This window comes from Qipengyuania qiaonensis (assembly GCF_019711515.1).
Taxonomy (GTDB): Bacteria; Pseudomonadota; Alphaproteobacteria; order Sphingomonadales; family Sphingomonadaceae; genus Qipengyuania; species Qipengyuania qiaonensis.
On the sequence record NZ_JAIGNO010000001.1, the window covers coordinates 341,823 to 359,635 of the forward strand.

The window sequence follows — 17,813 nt, forward strand, 5'->3', positions numbered from 1 at the left end:
TTGTGAGCGATTTTATCCAGACGAGGCCCGAAACCGGCACCCCGCCGCCGTCACGCTTTGCGCAACGACGTATTTGAAATAGGCGCGCCTTTGGGGGTTTCAAGTATCCATTGTTCGCGCTAGCTGCCGTTGGAAAGACAGGTGAATTCTATGAGCCAGCCACAGGTGGATATCTACACGAAATTCGGTTGCGGCTACTGTTTTCGCGCCAAGCGGCTGCTGGACGAGAAGGGTGTCGATTACACCGAGTTCGATATCACCATGGGCGGAGCCAGGCGCGACGAAATGCTCCAACGTGCACCCACCGCCATGACTGTGCCGCAAATCTTCATAGGTGACACGCATGTGGGCGGGTCGGTCGAGCTCGCCGCGCTCGAACGGGAAGGCAAGCTCGACGCCTTGCTGAACGGCTGAATGCCGCAGATAGCCCTCGTGCAGATGACCTCGGGCATCGATGCCGGGGTAAATGCAATCAATCTAGAAAAAGCGATAATACGCGCTGCCGATGGCGGTGCCGAGATGGTGTTCACGCCTGAAATGTCGGGGTTGCTGGATCGGGATCGGCAGCGCGCGGCAAAATCGATCGTCCCCGAGGAGGAGACCATCGCCCTCGCTCGGGTGCGCGAGGCGGCATCTCGGGCGGGTGTTTGGGTATCGCTTGGTTCGCTCGCTGTCGAGACGCAGGACGGTCGATGGGCCAATCGTTCCTTCGTGATCGATGCGGATGGGGACATCGTGGCACGGTACGACAAGATACACATGTTCGATGTCGATCTCGCCAGTGGCGAAAGCTGGCGGGAATCCAACGCGTACAAGGCGGGCGAGAAAGTGGTCGCCGTAACCGATACGCCGGTTGGGAAACTCGGCCTGACGGTCTGTTACGACATCCGCTTTCCCGCGTTGTTCGACGCTTTGGGACAGGCGCGATGCGATGTCATTGCCATTCCAGCTGCATTTACCGTTCCTACGGGCAGTGCGCATTGGCATGTCCTCCAACGCGCTCGCGCGATCGAGGCGAGCGCTTTCGTCGTGGCAGCGGCGCAGGTGGGGGATCATGCTGATGGTCGGCGAACATACGGTCACAGTCTCGTGGTCGACCCCTGGGGCGAGGTTTTGCTCGATATGGGCGGTGCGGAACCTGGCCTTGCGTTGTGCGACATCGATCTCGACCGCATTGGCGAAGTGCGCGCGCAGGTGCCAAGCCTTGCCAATCGCCGCAAAATCGCCAAATAGGCCGCCTGAATGATCGTATTCGACCTCTCCTGCAGCGAAGGCCATCGTTTCGAAGGCTGGTTCGACTCGTCCGATGACTATACCGACCAGAAGGCGCGAAGGCTTCTGGCATGTCCGCAATGCGGTTGCGAGGAGATCGGCAAGGCGCCGATGGCTCCGTCCCTGGCCGCGAAAGGCAACACCCGGCAAGGCGCTGCCATTGAAACCACGCAGGTGGCCAAAGGCGAAATGCCTGCCGAGGTGAAGAAAGCTCTCGAAACATTGGCCAAAGCGCAGGCGAAGGCGTTGAAAAGCAGTACCTGGGTCGGCGACAAGTTTGCCGAGAAGGCCCGCGAAATGCACTACGGCGAGGCGGATGAAGCGCCGATCCACGGTCGCGCCACCCGGGATGAAGCGGAAGACATGGTGGCGGAAGGTATTGCGGTGGCGCCACTTGTCGTGCCGGTCGCGCCGCCCGACGAACTCAACTGATTGCCACGCAAGGCCGAGCCGCTATACGGGGCCCCGGCGCGCCCGTAGCTCAGTAGGATAGAGCATCAGATTCCTAATCTGGGGGCCACAGGTTCGAATCCTGTCGGGCGCACCATAAATAAATGACCTAGCGGGGAAGGGGTCGTTACCTTGCGACGGTCGGATAGCGCATAGGTAACGGGGGATGTGGTGACTACGAACGAATGGCTTACGTTGCTCGCGATCGTGCTTGGACCAATCATCGCTGTTGTTATCACCCTCATCATCCAACGCACTCGCGAGAAGCGAGAGAGGCGCCTCGTGATTGTCCGGATGCTTATGGCCACTCGGCATCTGCCAGGAGATCCGAATTATTCGACCGCGATCAATCTCATACCGATTGAGTTTTACGATGAGGCAGGCGTGATAGCCGCCCTCAAGGAATACAAACGGGCTACTGGTCAGGATCGCCCAATACTTCCCGATGGCAATGCGCGCGTAAACCAAGAGGTTGCGACCGCACAAATTAAACTCATCTCTGCTATACTGCAGTCGCTCGGTATGAGGGTATCGGAAGCGGACTTGGCGGTTCAAGCCTACGCTGCCGGCGGAATGATAGAGCGCGACAACCTTTATCTGCGCTCCCTAGATGCCCAGATTCGCACGGCCGATGCACTGGAGAAACAGCTCACAGACTAAGAGGGGAGAGGGAGCGTTAAAGGTGCGCATGACGACCGTTCCCCCTTTCTCACTTCCCCGATAATCGGATGAATATAATAAGCGTTGGCCGTAACCACGGCCGCGGCGATAGCGAGCGAGTTCTCCTGCGCGGTCGTCAGCCGCTCGGCCTTGTTCAAACCGCAATCCTGGGTGAAGGCGCCAAGAGAATGTCCTCGACAAGCCGGTCGGAAGATCCGGTCTTGGTTCGAAACCTTATGGTGTCTTGCGCTTGGTGTCACCTAGGTGGCTGACCGGCACCGTTTCCTTGAAGGTGTGCGTGACATAGGGGAAGGGGATTTCGATACCCTCTTCGTCCAGCGCTGCCTTGATCGCGCGGATGACCTTGTCCTTGCTTTCCCATGCTGCTCGCGGTGTCGAACCGGCCCACCAGCGCACCAGAAAATCGACCGAGCTCGAGTTGAACTCCTGCGCGAAAATATCGATTCCCTTGCTCGCGAGCACATCGTCGACATTCTCGACCGCACGAAGGATCACGTCGGCAGCGTGATCGAGTTGTGTGTCGTACGAGACGCCGACAACGACTTCATGGCGACGCTGGTCGACATCGGTGAAAATCTCGACCGGGTTCTTGAACAGGATGGAGTTGGGAACGACCGTGAGTTCGCCCGATAGCTTGCGAACATGCGTTTCGCGCAAGGTAATATGCTCTACCTTGCCGGTAATTCCTTCGCATTCGATGACGTCTCCGATGCGCATTTTCTCGCGCAGCATGATCAACACGCCTGCAAGGAAGTTTTCGAAGATGTCCTGAAATGCGAAGCCGATCGCCACCGCTCCGATCCCCAAACCGGCGAGAAGGCTGGCGGGTGTCAGATCGGGAATGACGACAACGGCGGCGACGAACAGACCGAGCGTCCAGATGCCGAGTTTTACGAGCGTATCGATCAGATTCTTGAGGCTCGCTCGGATTTCCGTGCGCCCTACGATCGTGTCGGATATGCGCGCGGCAAAGCGCGCGACGATCCACGTCAGGAAGACAATGAACAGCGCAATTGCCAGATTGGGCAAGGCTTCCACGAAGCCCGTGCTCATGTCCTGCAGCTGATCGCGCAGCGTAGCGATGTAATTCACGTTTAAGGAACTCCCTTTGCGGGGCAACGAGGTTACGACGCAAAGGGTTCCGATTTTCTCAGGTCTTTTGCTTAGCGGAAATTAGCCATTTCCATGTTCGCTGCGGGCGATTTCATGCAGCCAGTCGGCATGGCGCGGAGCCTTCTTTGTTTCGCTCCATTCGTCGAGCATCAGCGGGGCCACCCGCTTTAGTTCGGCATATTGCTCTTCGGTTCCGATATCGGTGGCAAGTTCGACGCGGTGGCCGTTGGGGTCGAAGAAGTAGATCGACTTGAAAATGCCGTGATGGGTCGGGCCGAGAACGTCTATGCCGAGGCTTTCGACATGCGCCTTGGCGGCAAGCAATTCCTCTTCGCTACCGACTTTGAAGGCGAGGTGCTGGACCCATGCCGGGGTATTCTCGTCGCGGCCCATGTCCTTCTGGTTGGGCAGCTCGAAGAAAGCGAGGATGTTCCCGTTACCCGCGTCGAGGAAGACGTGCATGTAGGGATCGTATTCCCCGGTCGAAGGCACGTGATCTTCGGCAAAGGCCGTGGTGTAATCCATACCGAGGACCTTGCCGTACCAATCGACCGTTTCTTTCGCGTCCTTGCAGCGATAGGCGGCGTGGTGCACGCCATCGAGCTTCACCGGATGGTCCGCGATGCCGCTCATTCGGCAGGCTCCGTCTCGACCGTCTTCGCATCCTCGACGCTCAGCACGCCTCGTTTGATCTGATCGCGCTCCATGCTTTCGAAAAGCGCCTTGAAATTGCCTTCGCCAAAGCCTTCGTCACCCTTGCGCTGGATGAACTCGAAGAACACCGGTCCGACCTGCGCTTCGGCAAAGATCTGCAGCAGCAGGCGGGGTTGGCCGCCTTCTGTGGTGCCGTCGAGCAGAATACCGCGTGCCTTCAGCTCGTCGACCGGTTCGCCATGGTCCGGAAGGCGTTCGGGCAGCATCTCGTAATAGGTCTCCGGCGGTGCGGTCATGAACGGCACGCCGAGTTTGCGGAGATTGTCCCAGCAGCTGACCAGATCGTCGCAGATCAGCGCGATATGCTGAATGCCTTCGCCGTTGAATTCCTTGAGGAACTCCTCGATTTGTCCCTTGCCGCCTTCGCCCTCTTCATTGAGCGGGATGCGGATCTTGCCGTCGGGCGCGGTGAGCGCCTTGGAAGTCAGGCCGGTGTATTCGCCTTTGATGTCGAAAAAGCGGATTTCGCGGAAGTTGAAGAGCGTCTCGTAATAGTCCGCCCAGTATTTCATGCGGCCGTTGTAGACGTTGTGGGTCAGGTGATCGATGACGTTGAAGCCGGCGCCCACGGGGTGTTTGTCGACCCCTTCGAGATATTCGAAATCGATATCGTAAATGGACAGTCCTTCGCCTTCGGCATCGGCATATCGGTCTATGAGGTAGACGATCGCGCCACCGATACCGCGAATCGCGGGTATCCGCAGTTCCATCGTGCCCGTTTCGACCGCCACCGGTTCCGCACCGCGCGAAAGCAGTTCCTCATACGCCTTCCTGGCGTTGCGGACCCGAAAGCCCATGCCGCAGGCCGAGGGACCGTGTTCGCGGGCGAAGAACCATGCTGCGCTGCGAGGCTCGTAATTGACGATGAGATTGATCTGACCCTGGCGCCAAAGATGGACGTCCTTGGACCGATGCGCGGCGACTCGCGTAAAGCCCATGGCTTCGAACACGGGCTCGATGATACCTTTGTCGGGTGCGCAGAATTCGACGAATTCGAAGCCGTCGAGACCAATGGGATTGTCGAAGAGATCGGGCATGTCGTTCCTTTGAAGATCGGAGCGCGTTTGGTCCATAACTGGTTGCATGTGTAACCAGGTCGAGTCAAGGAAAGAGCTCTTTCACGCTACGGCAAGTTCCAAATTCGCGCCGAACGGTTGTGCGGAACGAATTGCTCTTGCGCGGACAGGTTAACTGTGATTCTGTGAGGTTATGCGGCGCACGAATTCCATAGCACCCATTCGCAGGGCAAAGATAACGCAGCATGCTGCGCTAGCGGCTCTGTTGGTCATGGGTGGCCTCGCGATCGCCGGCCCCTCTGGTCTGCTTGCGTGGAGCGAAAACCTTCGCCTGCTCGATCAGCGGGAGGCTCAGCTCGCCGAGTTGGAAGCAGAGCGCAGCGCGCTGAAGAATCGCGTCGCACTTTTGAATCCCGATGCCGCCGACCCGGACATGGTTGGCGAGCTGCTTCGCAGCCAGCTCAATGTCGTTCACCCCGACGAGGTCGTCATTAAGTTGGAAGACTGAACGGAGCGAAACCTTCGCTTTCCGTAAGGGTTTTCGTATGCACATGCGCTCCGCCGTTGCGTGCGTGGCAAGCCTGTGCCTATAGGCGCAACCGATATTCCTCCCCGGAAGAACAAGGACATCAGTCTTGGCCAAACCCCCCCGGACTAAGAAGACCCCCGCGAAGTCACCTGCAGAGGATACCGATTTCGTCCTTCATTCGCTGCAGGACGCGCTGGAGAAAGACAGACGCTACGACGCGACCAAAGAGCAGATGTTCCATTTCTACGAGCAGATGCTGCTTATTCGTCGCTTCGAGGAGCGTGCGGGGCAGCTTTACGGCCTCGGCCTGATCGGCGGCTTCTGTCACCTTTATATCGGCCAGGAAGCTGTCGCTATCGGCCTCCAATCGGCGCTCGATGGCGACAAGGATAGCGTCATCACAGGATATCGCGATCATGGCCACATGCTCGCTTACGGGATCGATCCCAAGCTCATCATGGCCGAGTTGACGGGTCGCGAAGCGGGGATATCCAAGGGCAAGGGCGGGTCGATGCATATGTTCTCGACCGAGCACAAGTTCTATGGTGGCCACGGCATCGTCGGTGCGCAGGTTTCTCTTGGTGGAGGTCTCGCGCTTGCACATCAGTACAACAACGATGGCGGCTTTTGCCTGGCCTATTTCGGTGACGGGGCGGCCAATCAGGGCCAGGTTTACGAAACCATGAACATGGCCGCCCTATGGAAGCTGCCGATCGTCTTCGTGGTCGAGAACAACCAGTACGCAATGGGCACGGCGGTCGGTCGCAGTTCTGCGGAGACCGAGTTCCATCGCCGCGGCACCGCTTTCCGCATCCCCGGCATGGACGTGAACGGCATGGACGTGCTCGAGGTGCGCCAGGCCGCCGAAATCGCGTTCAAACATGTGCGCGAAGGCAAGGGGCCGGTGCTGATGGAATGCAATACCTACCGCTATCGCGGCCATTCCATGTCCGATCCTGCGAAATATCGTACGCGTGAGGAAGTGCAGGACGTGCGCGAACACAAGGATCCGATCGAGGGACTCAAGAAGGCGCTGCTCGAAAAGGGATCCACCGAGGACGAGCTCAAGGCCATCGACAAGGATATTCGCAAGACCGTGACCGAAGCAGCCGACTTCGCCGAGAATTCGCCCGAGCCGGAGCCCAGCGAACTCTACACCGATGTTCTGGTGGGGGAGTACTGAGCGATGGCTATCGAACTCAAGATGCCCGCCTTGTCGCCCACCATGGAGGAGGGCACACTTGCCAAGTGGCTGAAATCGGAAGGCGACGAGATCGTCGCCGGAGATATTATCGCGGAAATCGAAACCGACAAAGCGACGATGGAATTCGAAGCCGTCGACGAAGGTACCTTGGGCAAGATCCTGATCGACGAAGGCACCGAAGGTGTCAAAGTCGGCACGGTGATTGCCATGCTGGCAGGCGAGGGCGAGGATGCGGCGGATGTGGAAGCGCCCAAGGAAGCAGTTCCGACCGAAGCCGAGCCCGGTGAAGGCAAGGATGTCGGTCAGGAACCGAGCGAAGCCGAGATCACAAAACCCGCGCGCAAGATCGACGTAAATGATCCGGACGTTCCCGAGGGTACGGCGTTTATTTCAACGACCGTCCGCGAGGCCCTGCGTGACGGCATGGCCGAGGAGATGCGCAAGGACGACCGTGTCTTCGTCATGGGCGAGGAAGTCGCTGAATATCAGGGCGCTTACAAGGTCACCCAAGGCCTGCTCGACGAATTCGGACCCCGGCGCGTGATCGACACGCCGATCACCGAATACGGATTCGCCGGCATTGGTACTGGCGCTGCCATGGGTGGTCTTCGCCCCATCGTCGAGTTCATGACCTTCAACTTCGCCATGCAGGCGATCGACCACATCATCAATTCCGCGGCCAAGACCAACTACATGTCGGGCGGCCAGATGCGGTGCCCGGTCGTTTTCCGTGGCCCGAATGGCGCTGCAAGCCGCGTTGGCGCGCAGCACAGCCAGAACTATGGTCCGTGGTATGCCAGCGTGCCGGGCCTGATCGTTATCGCACCCTATGACGCAGCCGATGCCAAGGGTCTGATGAAAGCTGCCATCCGATGCGAAGACCCGGTGGTCTTTCTCGAAAACGAGCTGGTCTATGGCCGTAGCTTCGAGGTCCCCGATATTGACGACTACGTCTTGCCGATCGGCAAGGCGCGGATCGTACGTGAAGGATCGGATGTCACGATCGTGGCGTATTCGATCTCCGTCGGCCTTGCGCTCGAAGCGGCAGAGCAATTGGCGGACGAGGGTATCGATGCCGAAGTCATCGATCTGCGTACGCTGCGCCCGCTTGACAAGGACTCGATCCTCACCTCGCTTGCCAAGACCAATCGTCTGGTGATTGCGGAAGAGGGCTGGCCGACCTGCTCGATCGCATCGGAAGTGATAGCGATCTGCATGGAAGAAGGTTTCGATCACCTCGACGCGCCCGTCAGCCGGGTGTGCGACGAGGACGTTCCTTTGCCGTATGCAGCCAATCTCGAGAAGCTCGCGCTGATCGATACGCCGCGCATCGTGCAAGCGGCGAAGAAGGTCTGCTATCGCGACTGACCAGGAGGGCTCTTTCGTGGAGCGTGCCGACCTGCTCGACGAATGTCCGGAGGTTTCGCGTGTCGCTTTGGCGAGCGCCAGTGCGAAGCGCGATCTGTGGCTCGCCGCGCTGGCGCTGGACGGACGGATCGGCCGGATGGTGCTGGGGGCGAGCGAACCCATGCTCGGCCAGGTGCGGCTCGCGTGGTGGCGTGATCAATTGGGGAAGCCTGTCGAGGAGCGCCCCCGAGGTGATGTGCTGCTCGACCTGATCGGTCGGAACTGGGCGCACGCCGAGTCCGCCCTGGTCGCTCTGGTCGATGGGTGGGAGGCACTGCTGTCGCCCAGACCGATTGCGGATACAGCGATGATGCAGTTTGCCGAAGGGCGCGCGCAACTTGCTCGAGGTTTGGCCGATTATGTCGGTTGCAAGCGCGCGGCGGAGGATGCGGAGCGGGCGGGAAAGCTTTGGGCCTTCGCCGATCTGGCGCGTCACGCCGAGGATCGAACCGAACTCGATGGAGCGTTGAAACAAGGGATTGGGCTTGCTTCCGATCCTTTACGGCTGCCCCGTTCGCTGAGACCTCTCGCCGTGATCGGCGGATTGGCCCGGCGTGCCCTCCGTTCGAACGGGCAAGCAATGCTTGGGGATCGTTTCAGCCCCCTGGTAGCCTTGCGGTTGGGTTTGATCGGACGCTAGGCTAAAGGCTTGCTGCGGGAGGAGTTTGTCGCGTGAACCGGATCGTGCTCGGAGCATTCGTGGCGCTTGCGCTGATGGGATTAGGAACCTTCTGGTGGCAGGGCAGGGCGCAGGTAGAACGTGCGGCGCCACCGCCCGAAATGGCTGAAGCGGCAGAAACCTTGCCCGACATACCCGCATCCGATCCGAAGGACATGGTCGGTCCGGCACCGCCGACCGCGACCGAACTCACCAAGGAACAGCAGCGCTTCTTCCGCTACGATCGCAACCGCGACTGGCGCATCACGCGAACCGAAATGCTCTCGAGCCGGTCCGATGGTTTCCGCAAGCTCGACAAGGATGGCAACAATCTCCTCGATTTCGAGGAGTGGGCGGTCGCCACGGTCGACAAGTTCGAAGGCGCCGATACCGATGGCGACAATCGGCTGACACCGGGTGAATTCGCGACAACGGCCCCCAAGCCCAAGAAGAAACGTAGCTGCGCCTGTTAGGCAGGGACGGCTTCCATGCTGGACAGCCACTCGCCGAAATCGGATTTCGCACGGTTCGTATAGGCTTCTTTGCGCACTTTCTTGCCCACGTCGTGCAGGGGTGGGAAGAGACCGAAATTGACGTTCATGGGCTGGAAGGTGTCGGCTTGCGCATCGCCGGTTATGTGCGACAACAATGCGCCGAATGCCGTCGTGCCGGGTGGGGCGGTCCAGGTGCGATCGCCCAATTCCGTTGCCGCCATCAATCCAGCGATCAGCCCGACCGCGGAGCTTTCGACATAGCCTTCGCAGCCGGTTATCTGGCCGGCAAAACGGATATGCTCGCTACCTTTTAGTCGAAGCTGGCGATCGAGCACGATTGGCGAGTTGATAAACGTATTGCGATGGAGCCCGCCCAGACGGGCGAACTCGGCGTTCTCCAGGCCCGGAATGGTCCGAAAAAGCTCGATTTGCGCGCCGTATTTCAGCTTTGTCTGAAAGCCCACCATGTTCCACAGCGTGCCGAGCTTGTTGTCCTGGCGCAGCTGCACGACGGCGTAGGGCCAGCGGCCCTGTGGGAATTCGGGCGATGTGTCGTAAGGATTGTCGAGACCGACGCCCTTCATCGGCCCATAGCGCAAAGTCTCGACACCGCGCGCAGCCATGACTTCGATCGGCATGCAACCGTCGAAATAGGGCGTATCGGCCTCCCATTCGCGGAACTCGGTCTTCTCGCCGTCCATCAATCCCTGGTGGAAGGCAAGATACTGCTCCCTGGTCATCGGGCAGTTGATGTAATCGCCGTCCTCGTTCGACACTGCCGTCCGCTTGTTCCAGCGACTCTGGATCCAGCATTTCGACATGTCGATACTGTCGCGGTGGACGATGGGAGCGATGGCATCGAAGAACGCCAGCCGATCCTGTCCCGTGGCTCCGACGATGCTTTCGGCGAGCGACTGCGCCGTGAGCGGACCGGTGGCGACGATCGCTGGACCAGAAGAGGGGAGGGTGTCCACCCGCTCGCGCACGACGGTCACGTTCGGGTGCTCTTCGAGTGCGCGCTCGACTTCGGCGGAGAACACATCACGGTCGACCGCCATGGCCGAGCCGGCCGGAACGCGTGCCGTTTCGCCGGCGCGCATGATCAGGCTGTCGAGGCGACGCATTTCATGATGCAGCAAGCCGACCGCGTTCTTGGTATCGTCGTCCGAGCGGAAGCTGTTCGAGCAGACCAGTTCGGCAAGCCCATCGGTCTGATGAGCGGGCGTCATGTCACCACTGCCGCGCATCTCCGACAGGCGAACCTTGAAGCCGCGCTTCGCCAGTTGCCATGCCGCTTCGCTCCCGGCCAGTCCGCCGCCGATTATGTGGATATCATGGGTCATTGCACGCGCCCTAATGCTTGCATGGCGACTTCGACAAGGCCTAGCGTCGCACGATGCCACGCCGCGCCCTAATCGACCATCGCCCGTGGTTGCTCGCCAGCCTGATTGCAGGCGTCAGCTATTTCTTCGTGGCCGACGATCCGATCGGCGGCGTGTGGCTGATGCTATGGAAAGGGGCGGGCGTAGCCTTTCTCGCGATTTACGCCGCCTTTCGGGGGAAGGGTATCGACGGTCTCCTGATCGCCGCTGCCCTGATGTTCGGTGCCCTCGGCGATATCGCGCTCGAGATCAGTTTTCTCTTCGGCGGGGGCCTTTTCGCCGTGGGCCATCTCATTGCGATCGCGCTGTATCTGCGCAACAGGCGCGAGCGGACCAGTCCAAGTCAGCTCACAGCCGCCCTTGCATTGCTCGCGCTTACACCCGTCATTGCCGGGCTGATGACCTACCCGCTCGAAAACTGGATGCTGGCCATCGCCTATTCGGGCCTGGTAGGAGCGATGGCGGCCGCGGCCTGGACCAGCGGGTTCCCGCGTTACCGTGTGGGCGCCGGCGCCGTCGCTTTCGTGATCAGCGATCTGCTGATCTTTGCAAGGGAAGCAGCAGTGCTTCCCGACACCGTCACCAGCTGGCTGATCTGGCCTCTCTATTATTGCGGCCAGTTCCTGATCGCGACCGGAGTGGTGCAGACGTTGCGCAACCGTCGCATTGGCGAACCGCATCGGGGTTGACGCAGACCGCCCCGTTTAAAAAACTCCGAAGCGGCCGTTGCTAGGATCATTTTCGGCAAATAATTAAATATAATCAAATGGATAGGCTGCAAGCCTTTCACCGCGGCGTGCCGAAATTCTGTCACCTTCCCGATTGCCTATGCCTAACGCATTTTTGTGCCGAGGGGGGCTATTCGCCCCGACCGAAAATGTGAAAGAACCGGAGTGATTCTAGCACTCGGTGTCGATGTAGGAAACTCCCGCCGGGTCGCGACTATTCGCCGTCGGGTTCTTCCCCGATATTGTCGTCCGAATGCAAGGTCGTATGCGGGGTGGTGCGGTCGAGCCCGCCACGGTCGGCGATCTCGTCCGCTACAGCCGCTTCGGCCTCGTTCTCGGGCTCTGCGCTCTCGTCGATGCGCGCAGCCTTGACGATCTGTTCGCCCTTGGCGACGTTGAAGATGCGGACACCGGACGAGCCACGTCCCGAAATCGAGAAGCCGTTATGGCTTTCGAAACCGCCTTCGATCAGGTGCCTGAACTGCAGTGGCAGGCGAATCAGCTTGGCCTGATCGGTGACCAGCATCAGTTGCATGCCGTGGCGCACGGGGAAGCTGGCGACCACATGGCCGTTGCGGTCCGGGTTGCTCGAAGGCTCGCCGATATTGGTCAACCCCTGACCGCCGCGACCGGTTGTGCGGTATTCGTAGGCCGAAGAGATCTTCCCATAGCCGTTGGCCGTGAGCGTAAGGATGAACTCCTCGGCCTCGGCCATGTCCGCGACCTTCTCGGCATCCAGCGTCGGCGCGTTCTCGTTATTCTTCCAGTCGGCGGCACGCAGATATGCATCACGCATGTCGGTATCGCGTTCACCGGTATCGAGCACGGCCATCGAGACGACTTTCTGACCATCCTTCAATTTCATGCCGCGCACACCGATACCCGTACGGCTCTTGGTCTCACGCGCATCGCCCGCGGCAAAGCGGATGGCCTTGCCGGCATCCGAGGCCAGGAAGATTTCCTGGTCTTCGGTCAGCAGGCGGACGCCGATCAGCCGGTCGCCGCTGCCTTCGACGAAACCCATGGCGTATTTGCCATTGCTGGGGACATTGGTGAAGGCGTCCATCGAGTTGCGGCGCACCATGCCTTGCTCGGTCGCAAAGACGATGTTGAGCCTGCTCCACTCATTCTCGTCCTCGGGCAGGGGCAGCACGTTGGTGACACGTTCGTCATCGCCCAGCGGCAGGAGGTTGACCATCGGGCGGCCCTTCGTCTGCGGCCCGCCTTCGGGCAGCTTCCAGACTTTCATGCGGTAGACGCGGCCCGTATTCGTGAAGAACAGCACCGGGTTGTGCGTCGAGGTAACGAACATCTCGACGACGGCGTCCTCGTCCTTGGTTGCCATGCCGCTGCGGCCCTTGCCGCCGCGGGCCTGGGCACGGAAGGCATCTAGCGGCGTGCGCTTGATGTATCCACCATGCGTCACGGTGACGACCATCTCTTCGCGCTCGATGAGGTCTTCGTCCTCGATCCCGTCCCAGGCGGGCGCGATCTCGGTCATGCGCGGCGTGGCATAGGTGTTGCGGATTTCTTCCAGCTCTTCGCGCATCACGCGATAGAGCTTCACCCGGTCGGCCAGAATCGAGAGATATTCCTCGATCGCCAGGCTCAGTTCCTTGAGCTCGTCGCCGATCTCGTCACGGCCGAGCGCAGTCAGGCGGTGGAGGCGCAATTCGAGAATCGCCTTCACCTGTCGTTCGGACAAACGATAGGTCCCGCCGGTCTGCTCGTCGGTCGGTTCGATCGCTTCGACCAGCGCGATATACTGCGCGATGTCGCCGATGGGCCATTCCTTGGCGAGCAGCCTGGCGCGGGCATCGGCCGGGTTGGAGGACCCACGGATCATCGCCACGACTTCATCGAGGTTCGATACCGCGACCACGAGGCCGAGCAAGATATGCGCCCGTTCGCGCGCCTTGTTCAGTTCGAACTTGGTGCGCCGGGTAATGACTTCTTCGCGGAAACCGATGAAGGCCTGGACGAAATCGCGCAGCGTCAGAACTTCGGGCCGCCCCCCGCGGATCGCCAGCATGTTCGCCGGGAAGCTCGACTGAGCCGGGCTGTAGCGCCATATCTGATTGAGCACGACTTCGGGCGAGGCATCGCGCTTCAGATCGACAACCACACGAACCCCTTCGCGGCTCGATTCATCGCGAATGTCGGAAATGCCTTCGATCCGCTTTTCCTTGGCGGCTTCGGCAATCTTTTCGACCAGCCCGCTCTTGCCGACCTGATAGGGAATGGACGTCAGGACAATCGACTGCCGGTTGCCTTTGGTTTCGACTTCGTGCCGGGCGCGCATCAGGATCGACCCGCGACCCGTGGTATAGGCGGCGCGGGCGCCGGACTTGCCGAGGATCAACGGCGCGGTCGGGAAATCGGGCCCGGGGATAATTTCGAAGAGATCTTCCGATGTTATCGCCGGATTCTCGATAAAAGCGAGGCAGCCATCGATCACTTCGCCGAGATTGTGCGGCGGGATATTGGTGGCCATCCCGACGGCAATACCGCCCGCGCCGTTTACCAGCAGGTTGGGGAAGCGGGCGGGCAGCACGGTCGGCTCCCGGCGCGAACCGTCATAGTTGTCGGTAAAGTCGACCGTATCCTTGTCGAGATCGTCGAGCAGGGCATTGGCGACACGGGCCAGGCGCGCTTCGGTATAGCGCATCGAGGCTGGCGGGTCCGGGTCCATCGAGCCGAAGTTGCCCTGACCATCGACGAGCGGAACGCGCAGCGACCAGTCCTGCGTCATGCGGGCCAGCGCATCGTAAATCGCCGCATCGCCATGCGGGTGATAGTTGCCCATCACGTCGCCGACGATCTTGGCGCTCTTGCGATAGGGTCGCCCGGCAACGAAACCACCTTCCTGGCTGGCGAACAGGATACGCCGATGGACCGGTTTCAAGCCGTCGCGCACATCGGGCAGTGCGCGGCTGACGATCACGCTCATCGCGTAATCGAGATAGCTGGTCTTCATTTCATCGACGATGTCGATGCGGGCGTAGTCTTCACCGCCGGGGGCGGGGGTATCCATGATATCGGTATCGTCGGACAAAGTGTATTATTCCGTGCTGCGAACTGCTTATGTTCTGAAAGCCAAGAGCTTAGGCGAAAGGGGGGCAATGCGCCACTTATCGCGGGAACCAAAGCCCGGTTTCGTGCGCTTTTTCCACATATGGGTGTTGCGCGCGCGGATGGTAGCCATGAACGACCGGCAGGATGGATATTCAATGCCCGTTCAGCCCCATTTCGCCAGAAGAATTTGCAATGAGAGCCCATCCGCGGCATGCGACCCAGCCATAGTTCAACAGGCGCTCAAAGCGCTCAGCCCCCCTGTCCACTCTTGGGAGTTAACTACATGATTTTCTCACGTTTCGCCCGCAAGAACGGTATGGCTTCGGCCCTTGCGCTTGCGACAATGCTCGCGAGCGGTGCCATGATCGGCGCTGCTGCGCTGGAAACCCCGGCGCTCGCTCAGAAAGATAAGAAGGAAAAGCCCGCAAAGGCGGACTATTCCAAAGGCTTTATAACAGCGTACAAACCACTCGAAGAAGCCGCGAATGCCGAAGCGCCCGATTGGGCGACGATCAAGGCTGGAGTTCCCGCGCTCGCCGCGGCTGTGGAAACACCCGACGACAAGAATGCCGCCGGCAGCTTTATTTACACTACCGGGACCAAGGCCCAGGACAACGCATTGTCGTTACAGGGCATGGAGATGATGATCGAGAGCGGCAAACTCGCTCCGGAAAATGTCGGTCAGTACAACTTCGTGGCGGGGCAATTGGCCTATGCCGCCGAGGATTATGCCAAGGCGCGCCCCTATTTCCAGGCGGCAGCAGAAGCAGGCTATACGGAAAACGATCCGCTAATCTTCGTGGCGGAAAGCTATTTTGCCGAAAACCAGGCGCAGCAGGGCCTGACCTATCTCGGCCAGCTTGTCGAAACCAAGATCGCCGCGGGCGAACCCGTGGATGAGGCGTGGCTGAAGCGTGGTCTGGCTCAGGCCTATAACAACAACCTTAAGGCGGAAACCGCGAAGTTCTCCGGCTGGTATGTCAGCCAGTATCCGGGCGAGGATAGTTGGGGCGATGCCGTGGCGATCCTGCTCAATACCGGAGGCTACCAGAACCCCGAGGTTCTCGACCTGCTTCGTCTGGGCCAACGCGCTGGCGCATTGCGCGACGGCAAGTTGTATCTCGATTACATCGACGCCGCCGATTATCGCCGCCTGCCGGCCGAAGTCGTGTCGGTAATCGACGAAGGTTATGCCAAGGGCAAGCTGGAAAAGACCGACCCCTATGTCACCGACACGCGCAAGCAGGCCGCCGAGCGTGCTGCCGCCGACCGTGCCGATATCGACCGCTTGATCGCCGATGCCAACAAGTCCGGCGCGACACTCGCCACGGTGCTGGCGGCAGGCGATACGCTGCTCGGGCTCGATCGTCCCGCCGATGCCGAAGCGATGTATACCAAGGCGCTGTCCATGCCGAGCGTCGACGCGGCGATGGTATCGACGCGTCTGGGCATCGCGCAGCTCGATCAGGGCAAGAATGCGGAAGCCGAAGCAACGTTCAAGAAAGTCGAAGGTGCGCGCAAGCCGATTGCGAACCTCTGGGCTATCTACGCTACGCAGAAGACGGCAGGCGGCGCGTAAGCGACCGATACTTTGGCCGGATCAAGGGGGCGCGGACTTCGGTTCGCGCCCTTTTTTCAACGCAGTCGCTTTACATAGAGGTGGTTGTTTTCGCGGCGCTCGACCTGGAATTGGTCGATCGACTGGAACAGGTCGGACAACCGCTTGAAGCCGTAATTGCGCACATCGAAACTCGAACGGTTGCCGGCGATGTTGCCGACTTCGCTCAAGGAAGCATAGCCATTTTCGTCTCGTTTGGCGGCTTTCCAGGCAGTGCCGAGCAGCTCCACCAGTTCCTCATCGATTTCCGCTTTGCCGGGCGTCGCCTGTGACTTCGGCCTGTCCGCATCGTCCGCGGCGCCTTCGATCAGGGCGTCGATGTCGATGAAACGGGTGCAGGCGCTCTTGAACGCGGCAGGGGTCTTCTTGGTACTGCCGAAGCCATACACGATCAGTCCGTCCTGCCGGAGCCGCGTGACCAAAGGCGTGAAATCGCTGTCCGAGCTCATGATTCCAAAGCCGTCGACCTTGCCCTGATAGAGCAGGTCGATGGCATCGATCGTCATCGCCATATCGGTGGCGTTCTTGCCCGAAGTCAGGTCGAATTGCTGCTGCGGGCGAATGCCGTATTTGTGGGTGATCTTGTCCCAATTGGCGAGGTTGTTCTTGGCGAAATTGCCATAGGCCCGCTTGATGTTCACCTGGCCCAGTTCGGCCATGACGGTGAGTACCGGGTCGATGCCTTTCGGGCTGGTGTTATCCGCGTCGATCAGCAGGGCGATGTTCTTGAGGTCGGGTTCTGACATGCCCGCACACATGGCTGCACGATGTGTCTCGTGCAAGTCAGGATGCCGGAAGGAATTCTCCGGTGCTCTCGTCGAGCAGATGCAGCACGCCATCCGAAATCGCGAAATAGGCGCCGCGCAGCCTGAGGCTGCCATCGCCTTCCTTTTCCTGCACAAAAGGGAAGGTGCGCAGATTGGCGAGGCTTACTTCGACCGCCGCGAGTTCCATCGCACGCTCGGCCTCGCGCCCAGTGGTTCCTTTTTCGGCGGCGATCGGTTCGCGGGCCTGATCGAGCATTTCGATCCAGTTCGCCACGAACCCGCCTTCACCGAGCGGGTTCCCATGAAGATCCCGAGTCAGTGCAGCCTTGCAGCCCCCGCACATGCCATGTCCTATGACCGCCACTTCGCGAACCTTGAGGAACTGCACCGCGAATTCGAGTGCTGCCGAAACGCCATGATGGCCCGGCGTGGTCCCGAACGGGGGGACCAGTGCCGCAACGTTGCGCACGACAAAGATTTCACCCGGATCGACGTCGAAAATCTGTGCCGGATCGACCCGGCTGTCCGAACAGGCGATCACCATCACCTGTGGCGATTGACCTTCCTTCAGCTGTTCCCACCGGTCGTGCTGGCGCTGCCAGTCGCCCGTGCGGAAACGGCCATAGCCCTCGATCATCTCGTCGAATGTCTTCATGCGTTATCCGCTGCCTCGATTCGACCAGCGATGCAAGTGCGGCGCACGAA

General features: G+C 60.1%; 18 protein-coding genes and 1 tRNA gene. 12 read left to right on the forward strand and 7 right to left on the reverse strand.

From position 1 onward, the window contains the following. Positions 1-150 precede the first annotated feature (150 nt). The 5 genes from grxC to K3174_RS01650 all read left to right on the forward strand — a co-directional run bounded on the left by grxC (position 151) and on the right by K3174_RS01650 (position 2,382). Positions 151-414 carry a glutaredoxin 3 gene (gene grxC / locus K3174_RS01630; protein ID WP_221555131.1) on the forward strand — a complete coding sequence of 88 codons (264 nt, stop codon included), beginning with the start codon at positions 151-153 and terminating at the stop codon, positions 412-414. Further along, positions 415-1,233, forward strand: a complete 819-nt coding sequence (locus K3174_RS01635) for a carbon-nitrogen hydrolase family protein (protein WP_221555133.1) — start codon at positions 415-417, stop codon at positions 1,231-1,233. It begins immediately after the preceding gene. A gap of 9 nt (positions 1,234-1,242) precedes the next feature. Then, positions 1,243-1,704, forward strand: coding sequence for a DUF1178 family protein (locus K3174_RS01640; protein WP_221555135.1), 462 nt, complete (start codon positions 1,243-1,245; stop codon positions 1,702-1,704). 38 nt (positions 1,705-1,742) lie between these two features. Beyond that, positions 1,743-1,819: transfer RNA gene (locus K3174_RS01645), tRNA-Arg, on the forward strand. Between the two features lie 71 nt (positions 1,820-1,890). Next, positions 1,891-2,382, forward strand: a complete 492-nt coding sequence (locus K3174_RS01650) for a DUF6680 family protein (RefSeq protein ID WP_221555137.1) — start codon at positions 1,891-1,893, stop codon at positions 2,380-2,382. A 234-nt stretch (positions 2,383-2,616) separates the two neighbouring features. On the opposite strand, the gene K3174_RS01655 is transcribed toward K3174_RS01650, so the two are convergent. The 3 genes from K3174_RS01655 to hppD all read right to left on the reverse strand — a co-directional run bounded on the left by K3174_RS01655 (position 2,617) and on the right by hppD (position 5,267). Continuing rightward, on the reverse strand, positions 2,617-3,495 hold the full coding sequence (locus tag K3174_RS01655) for a mechanosensitive ion channel family protein (RefSeq protein WP_345719561.1): 879 nt from the start codon (positions 3,493-3,495) through the stop codon (positions 2,617-2,619). 81 nt (positions 3,496-3,576) lie between these two features. Further along, complete coding sequence (locus tag K3174_RS01660; RefSeq protein ID WP_221555139.1) at positions 3,577-4,149, reverse strand: VOC family protein; 573 nt, start codon at positions 4,147-4,149, stop codon at positions 3,577-3,579. Then, a complete protein-coding gene (hppD, locus tag K3174_RS01665) occupies positions 4,146-5,267 on the reverse strand; it encodes a 4-hydroxyphenylpyruvate dioxygenase (RefSeq protein ID WP_221555141.1) in 1,122 nt (373 codons plus the stop codon). The genes K3174_RS01660 and hppD overlap by 4 nt, the downstream gene beginning before the upstream one ends. 250 nt (positions 5,268-5,517) lie before the next feature. Between hppD and K3174_RS01670 the strand changes: the two genes are divergently transcribed. The 5 genes from K3174_RS01670 (at position 5,518) to K3174_RS01690 (ending at position 9,517) form a co-directional block, all read left to right on the forward strand. After that, positions 5,518-5,754 (forward strand): FtsB family cell division protein, encoded by a 237-nt coding sequence (locus tag K3174_RS01670; protein WP_345719562.1) that lies wholly within the window; start codon positions 5,518-5,520, stop codon positions 5,752-5,754. 127 nt (positions 5,755-5,881) lie between these two features. Further along, positions 5,882-6,958 (forward strand): pyruvate dehydrogenase (acetyl-transferring) E1 component subunit alpha, encoded by a 1,077-nt coding sequence (pdhA, locus tag K3174_RS01675; protein WP_221555144.1) that lies wholly within the window; start codon positions 5,882-5,884, stop codon positions 6,956-6,958. 3 nt (positions 6,959-6,961) lie between these two features. Beyond that, complete coding sequence (locus K3174_RS01680) at positions 6,962-8,347, forward strand: pyruvate dehydrogenase complex E1 component subunit beta (protein ID WP_221555146.1); 1,386 nt, start codon at positions 6,962-6,964, stop codon at positions 8,345-8,347. Positions 8,348-8,363: 16 nt separating this feature from the next. Next, entirely contained in the window at positions 8,364-9,026 is a 663-nt protein-coding gene (locus tag K3174_RS01685; protein ID WP_221555148.1) for a hypothetical protein, read from the forward strand. A gap of 32 nt (positions 9,027-9,058) precedes the next feature. Beyond that, entirely contained in the window at positions 9,059-9,517 is a 459-nt protein-coding gene (locus tag K3174_RS01690) for an EF-hand domain-containing protein (RefSeq protein WP_221555150.1), read from the forward strand. On the opposite strand, the gene trmFO is transcribed toward K3174_RS01690, so the two are convergent. After that, a complete protein-coding gene (gene trmFO, locus K3174_RS01695) occupies positions 9,514-10,881 on the reverse strand; it encodes a methylenetetrahydrofolate--tRNA-(uracil(54)-C(5))-methyltransferase (FADH(2)-oxidizing) TrmFO (protein WP_221555151.1) in 1,368 nt (455 codons plus the stop codon). The genes K3174_RS01690 and trmFO overlap by 4 nt on opposite strands. A 53-nt stretch (positions 10,882-10,934) precedes the next feature. On the opposite strand from trmFO, the gene K3174_RS01700 reads away from it, so the two are divergent. After that, positions 10,935-11,609, forward strand: coding sequence for a lysoplasmalogenase family protein (locus K3174_RS01700; RefSeq protein ID WP_221555152.1), 675 nt, complete (start codon positions 10,935-10,937; stop codon positions 11,607-11,609). 253 nt (positions 11,610-11,862) lie between these two features. Here the strand turns inward: K3174_RS01700 and gyrA are convergent, their stop codons facing one another. After that, positions 11,863-14,703 (reverse strand): DNA gyrase subunit A, encoded by a 2,841-nt coding sequence (gene gyrA / locus K3174_RS01705; protein ID WP_221555154.1) that lies wholly within the window; start codon positions 14,701-14,703, stop codon positions 11,863-11,865. 303 nt (positions 14,704-15,006) lie between these two features. Between gyrA and K3174_RS01710 the strand changes: the two genes are divergently transcribed. Beyond that, the gene (locus K3174_RS01710) at positions 15,007-16,302 is read left to right on the forward strand and encodes a hypothetical protein (RefSeq protein ID WP_221555157.1); all 1,296 of its coding nucleotides are present in this window, start codon (positions 15,007-15,009) and stop codon (positions 16,300-16,302) included. 56 nt (positions 16,303-16,358) lie between these two features. On the opposite strand, the gene K3174_RS01715 is transcribed toward K3174_RS01710, so the two are convergent. Both K3174_RS01715 and K3174_RS01720 read right to left on the reverse strand, forming a co-directional pair. Continuing rightward, positions 16,359-17,087, reverse strand: coding sequence for an NYN domain-containing protein (locus K3174_RS01715; protein ID WP_221555158.1), 729 nt, complete (start codon positions 17,085-17,087; stop codon positions 16,359-16,361). Positions 17,088-17,124: 37 nt separating this feature from the next. Further along, positions 17,125-17,763: a carbonic anhydrase gene (locus tag K3174_RS01720; protein ID WP_221555159.1), complete on the reverse strand. Its 639-nt coding sequence runs from the start codon at positions 17,761-17,763 to the stop codon at positions 17,125-17,127. Positions 17,764-17,813: the final 50 nt, after the last annotated feature.

Coding starts and splice junctions, on each gene's coding strand:
- K3174_RS01670 (WP_345719562.1), top strand. CDS start 5,518: ATGGGTGGCCTCGCGATCGCCGGCCCCTCTGGTCTGCTTGCGTGGAGC.
- K3174_RS01635 (WP_221555133.1), top strand. CDS start 415: ATGCCGCAGATAGCCCTCGTGCAGATGACCTCGGGCATCGATGCCGGG.
- hppD (WP_221555141.1), bottom strand. CDS start 5,267: ATGCCCGATCTCTTCGACAATCCCATTGGTCTCGACGGCTTCGAATTC.
- K3174_RS01720 (WP_221555159.1), bottom strand. CDS start 17,763: ATGAAGACATTCGACGAGATGATCGAGGGCTATGGCCGTTTCCGCACG.
- K3174_RS01710 (WP_221555157.1), top strand. CDS start 15,007: ATGATTTTCTCACGTTTCGCCCGCAAGAACGGTATGGCTTCGGCCCTT.
- K3174_RS01640 (WP_221555135.1), top strand. CDS start 1,243: ATGATCGTATTCGACCTCTCCTGCAGCGAAGGCCATCGTTTCGAAGGC.
- K3174_RS01660 (WP_221555139.1), bottom strand. CDS start 4,149: ATGAGCGGCATCGCGGACCATCCGGTGAAGCTCGATGGCGTGCACCAC.
- K3174_RS01715 (WP_221555158.1), bottom strand. CDS start 17,087: ATGTCAGAACCCGACCTCAAGAACATCGCCCTGCTGATCGACGCGGAT.
- K3174_RS01680 (WP_221555146.1), top strand. CDS start 6,962: ATGGCTATCGAACTCAAGATGCCCGCCTTGTCGCCCACCATGGAGGAG.
- K3174_RS01700 (WP_221555152.1), top strand. CDS start 10,935: ATGCCACGCCGCGCCCTAATCGACCATCGCCCGTGGTTGCTCGCCAGC.
- trmFO (WP_221555151.1), bottom strand. CDS start 10,881: ATGACCCATGATATCCACATAATCGGCGGCGGACTGGCCGGGAGCGAA.
- grxC (WP_221555131.1), top strand. CDS start 151: ATGAGCCAGCCACAGGTGGATATCTACACGAAATTCGGTTGCGGCTAC.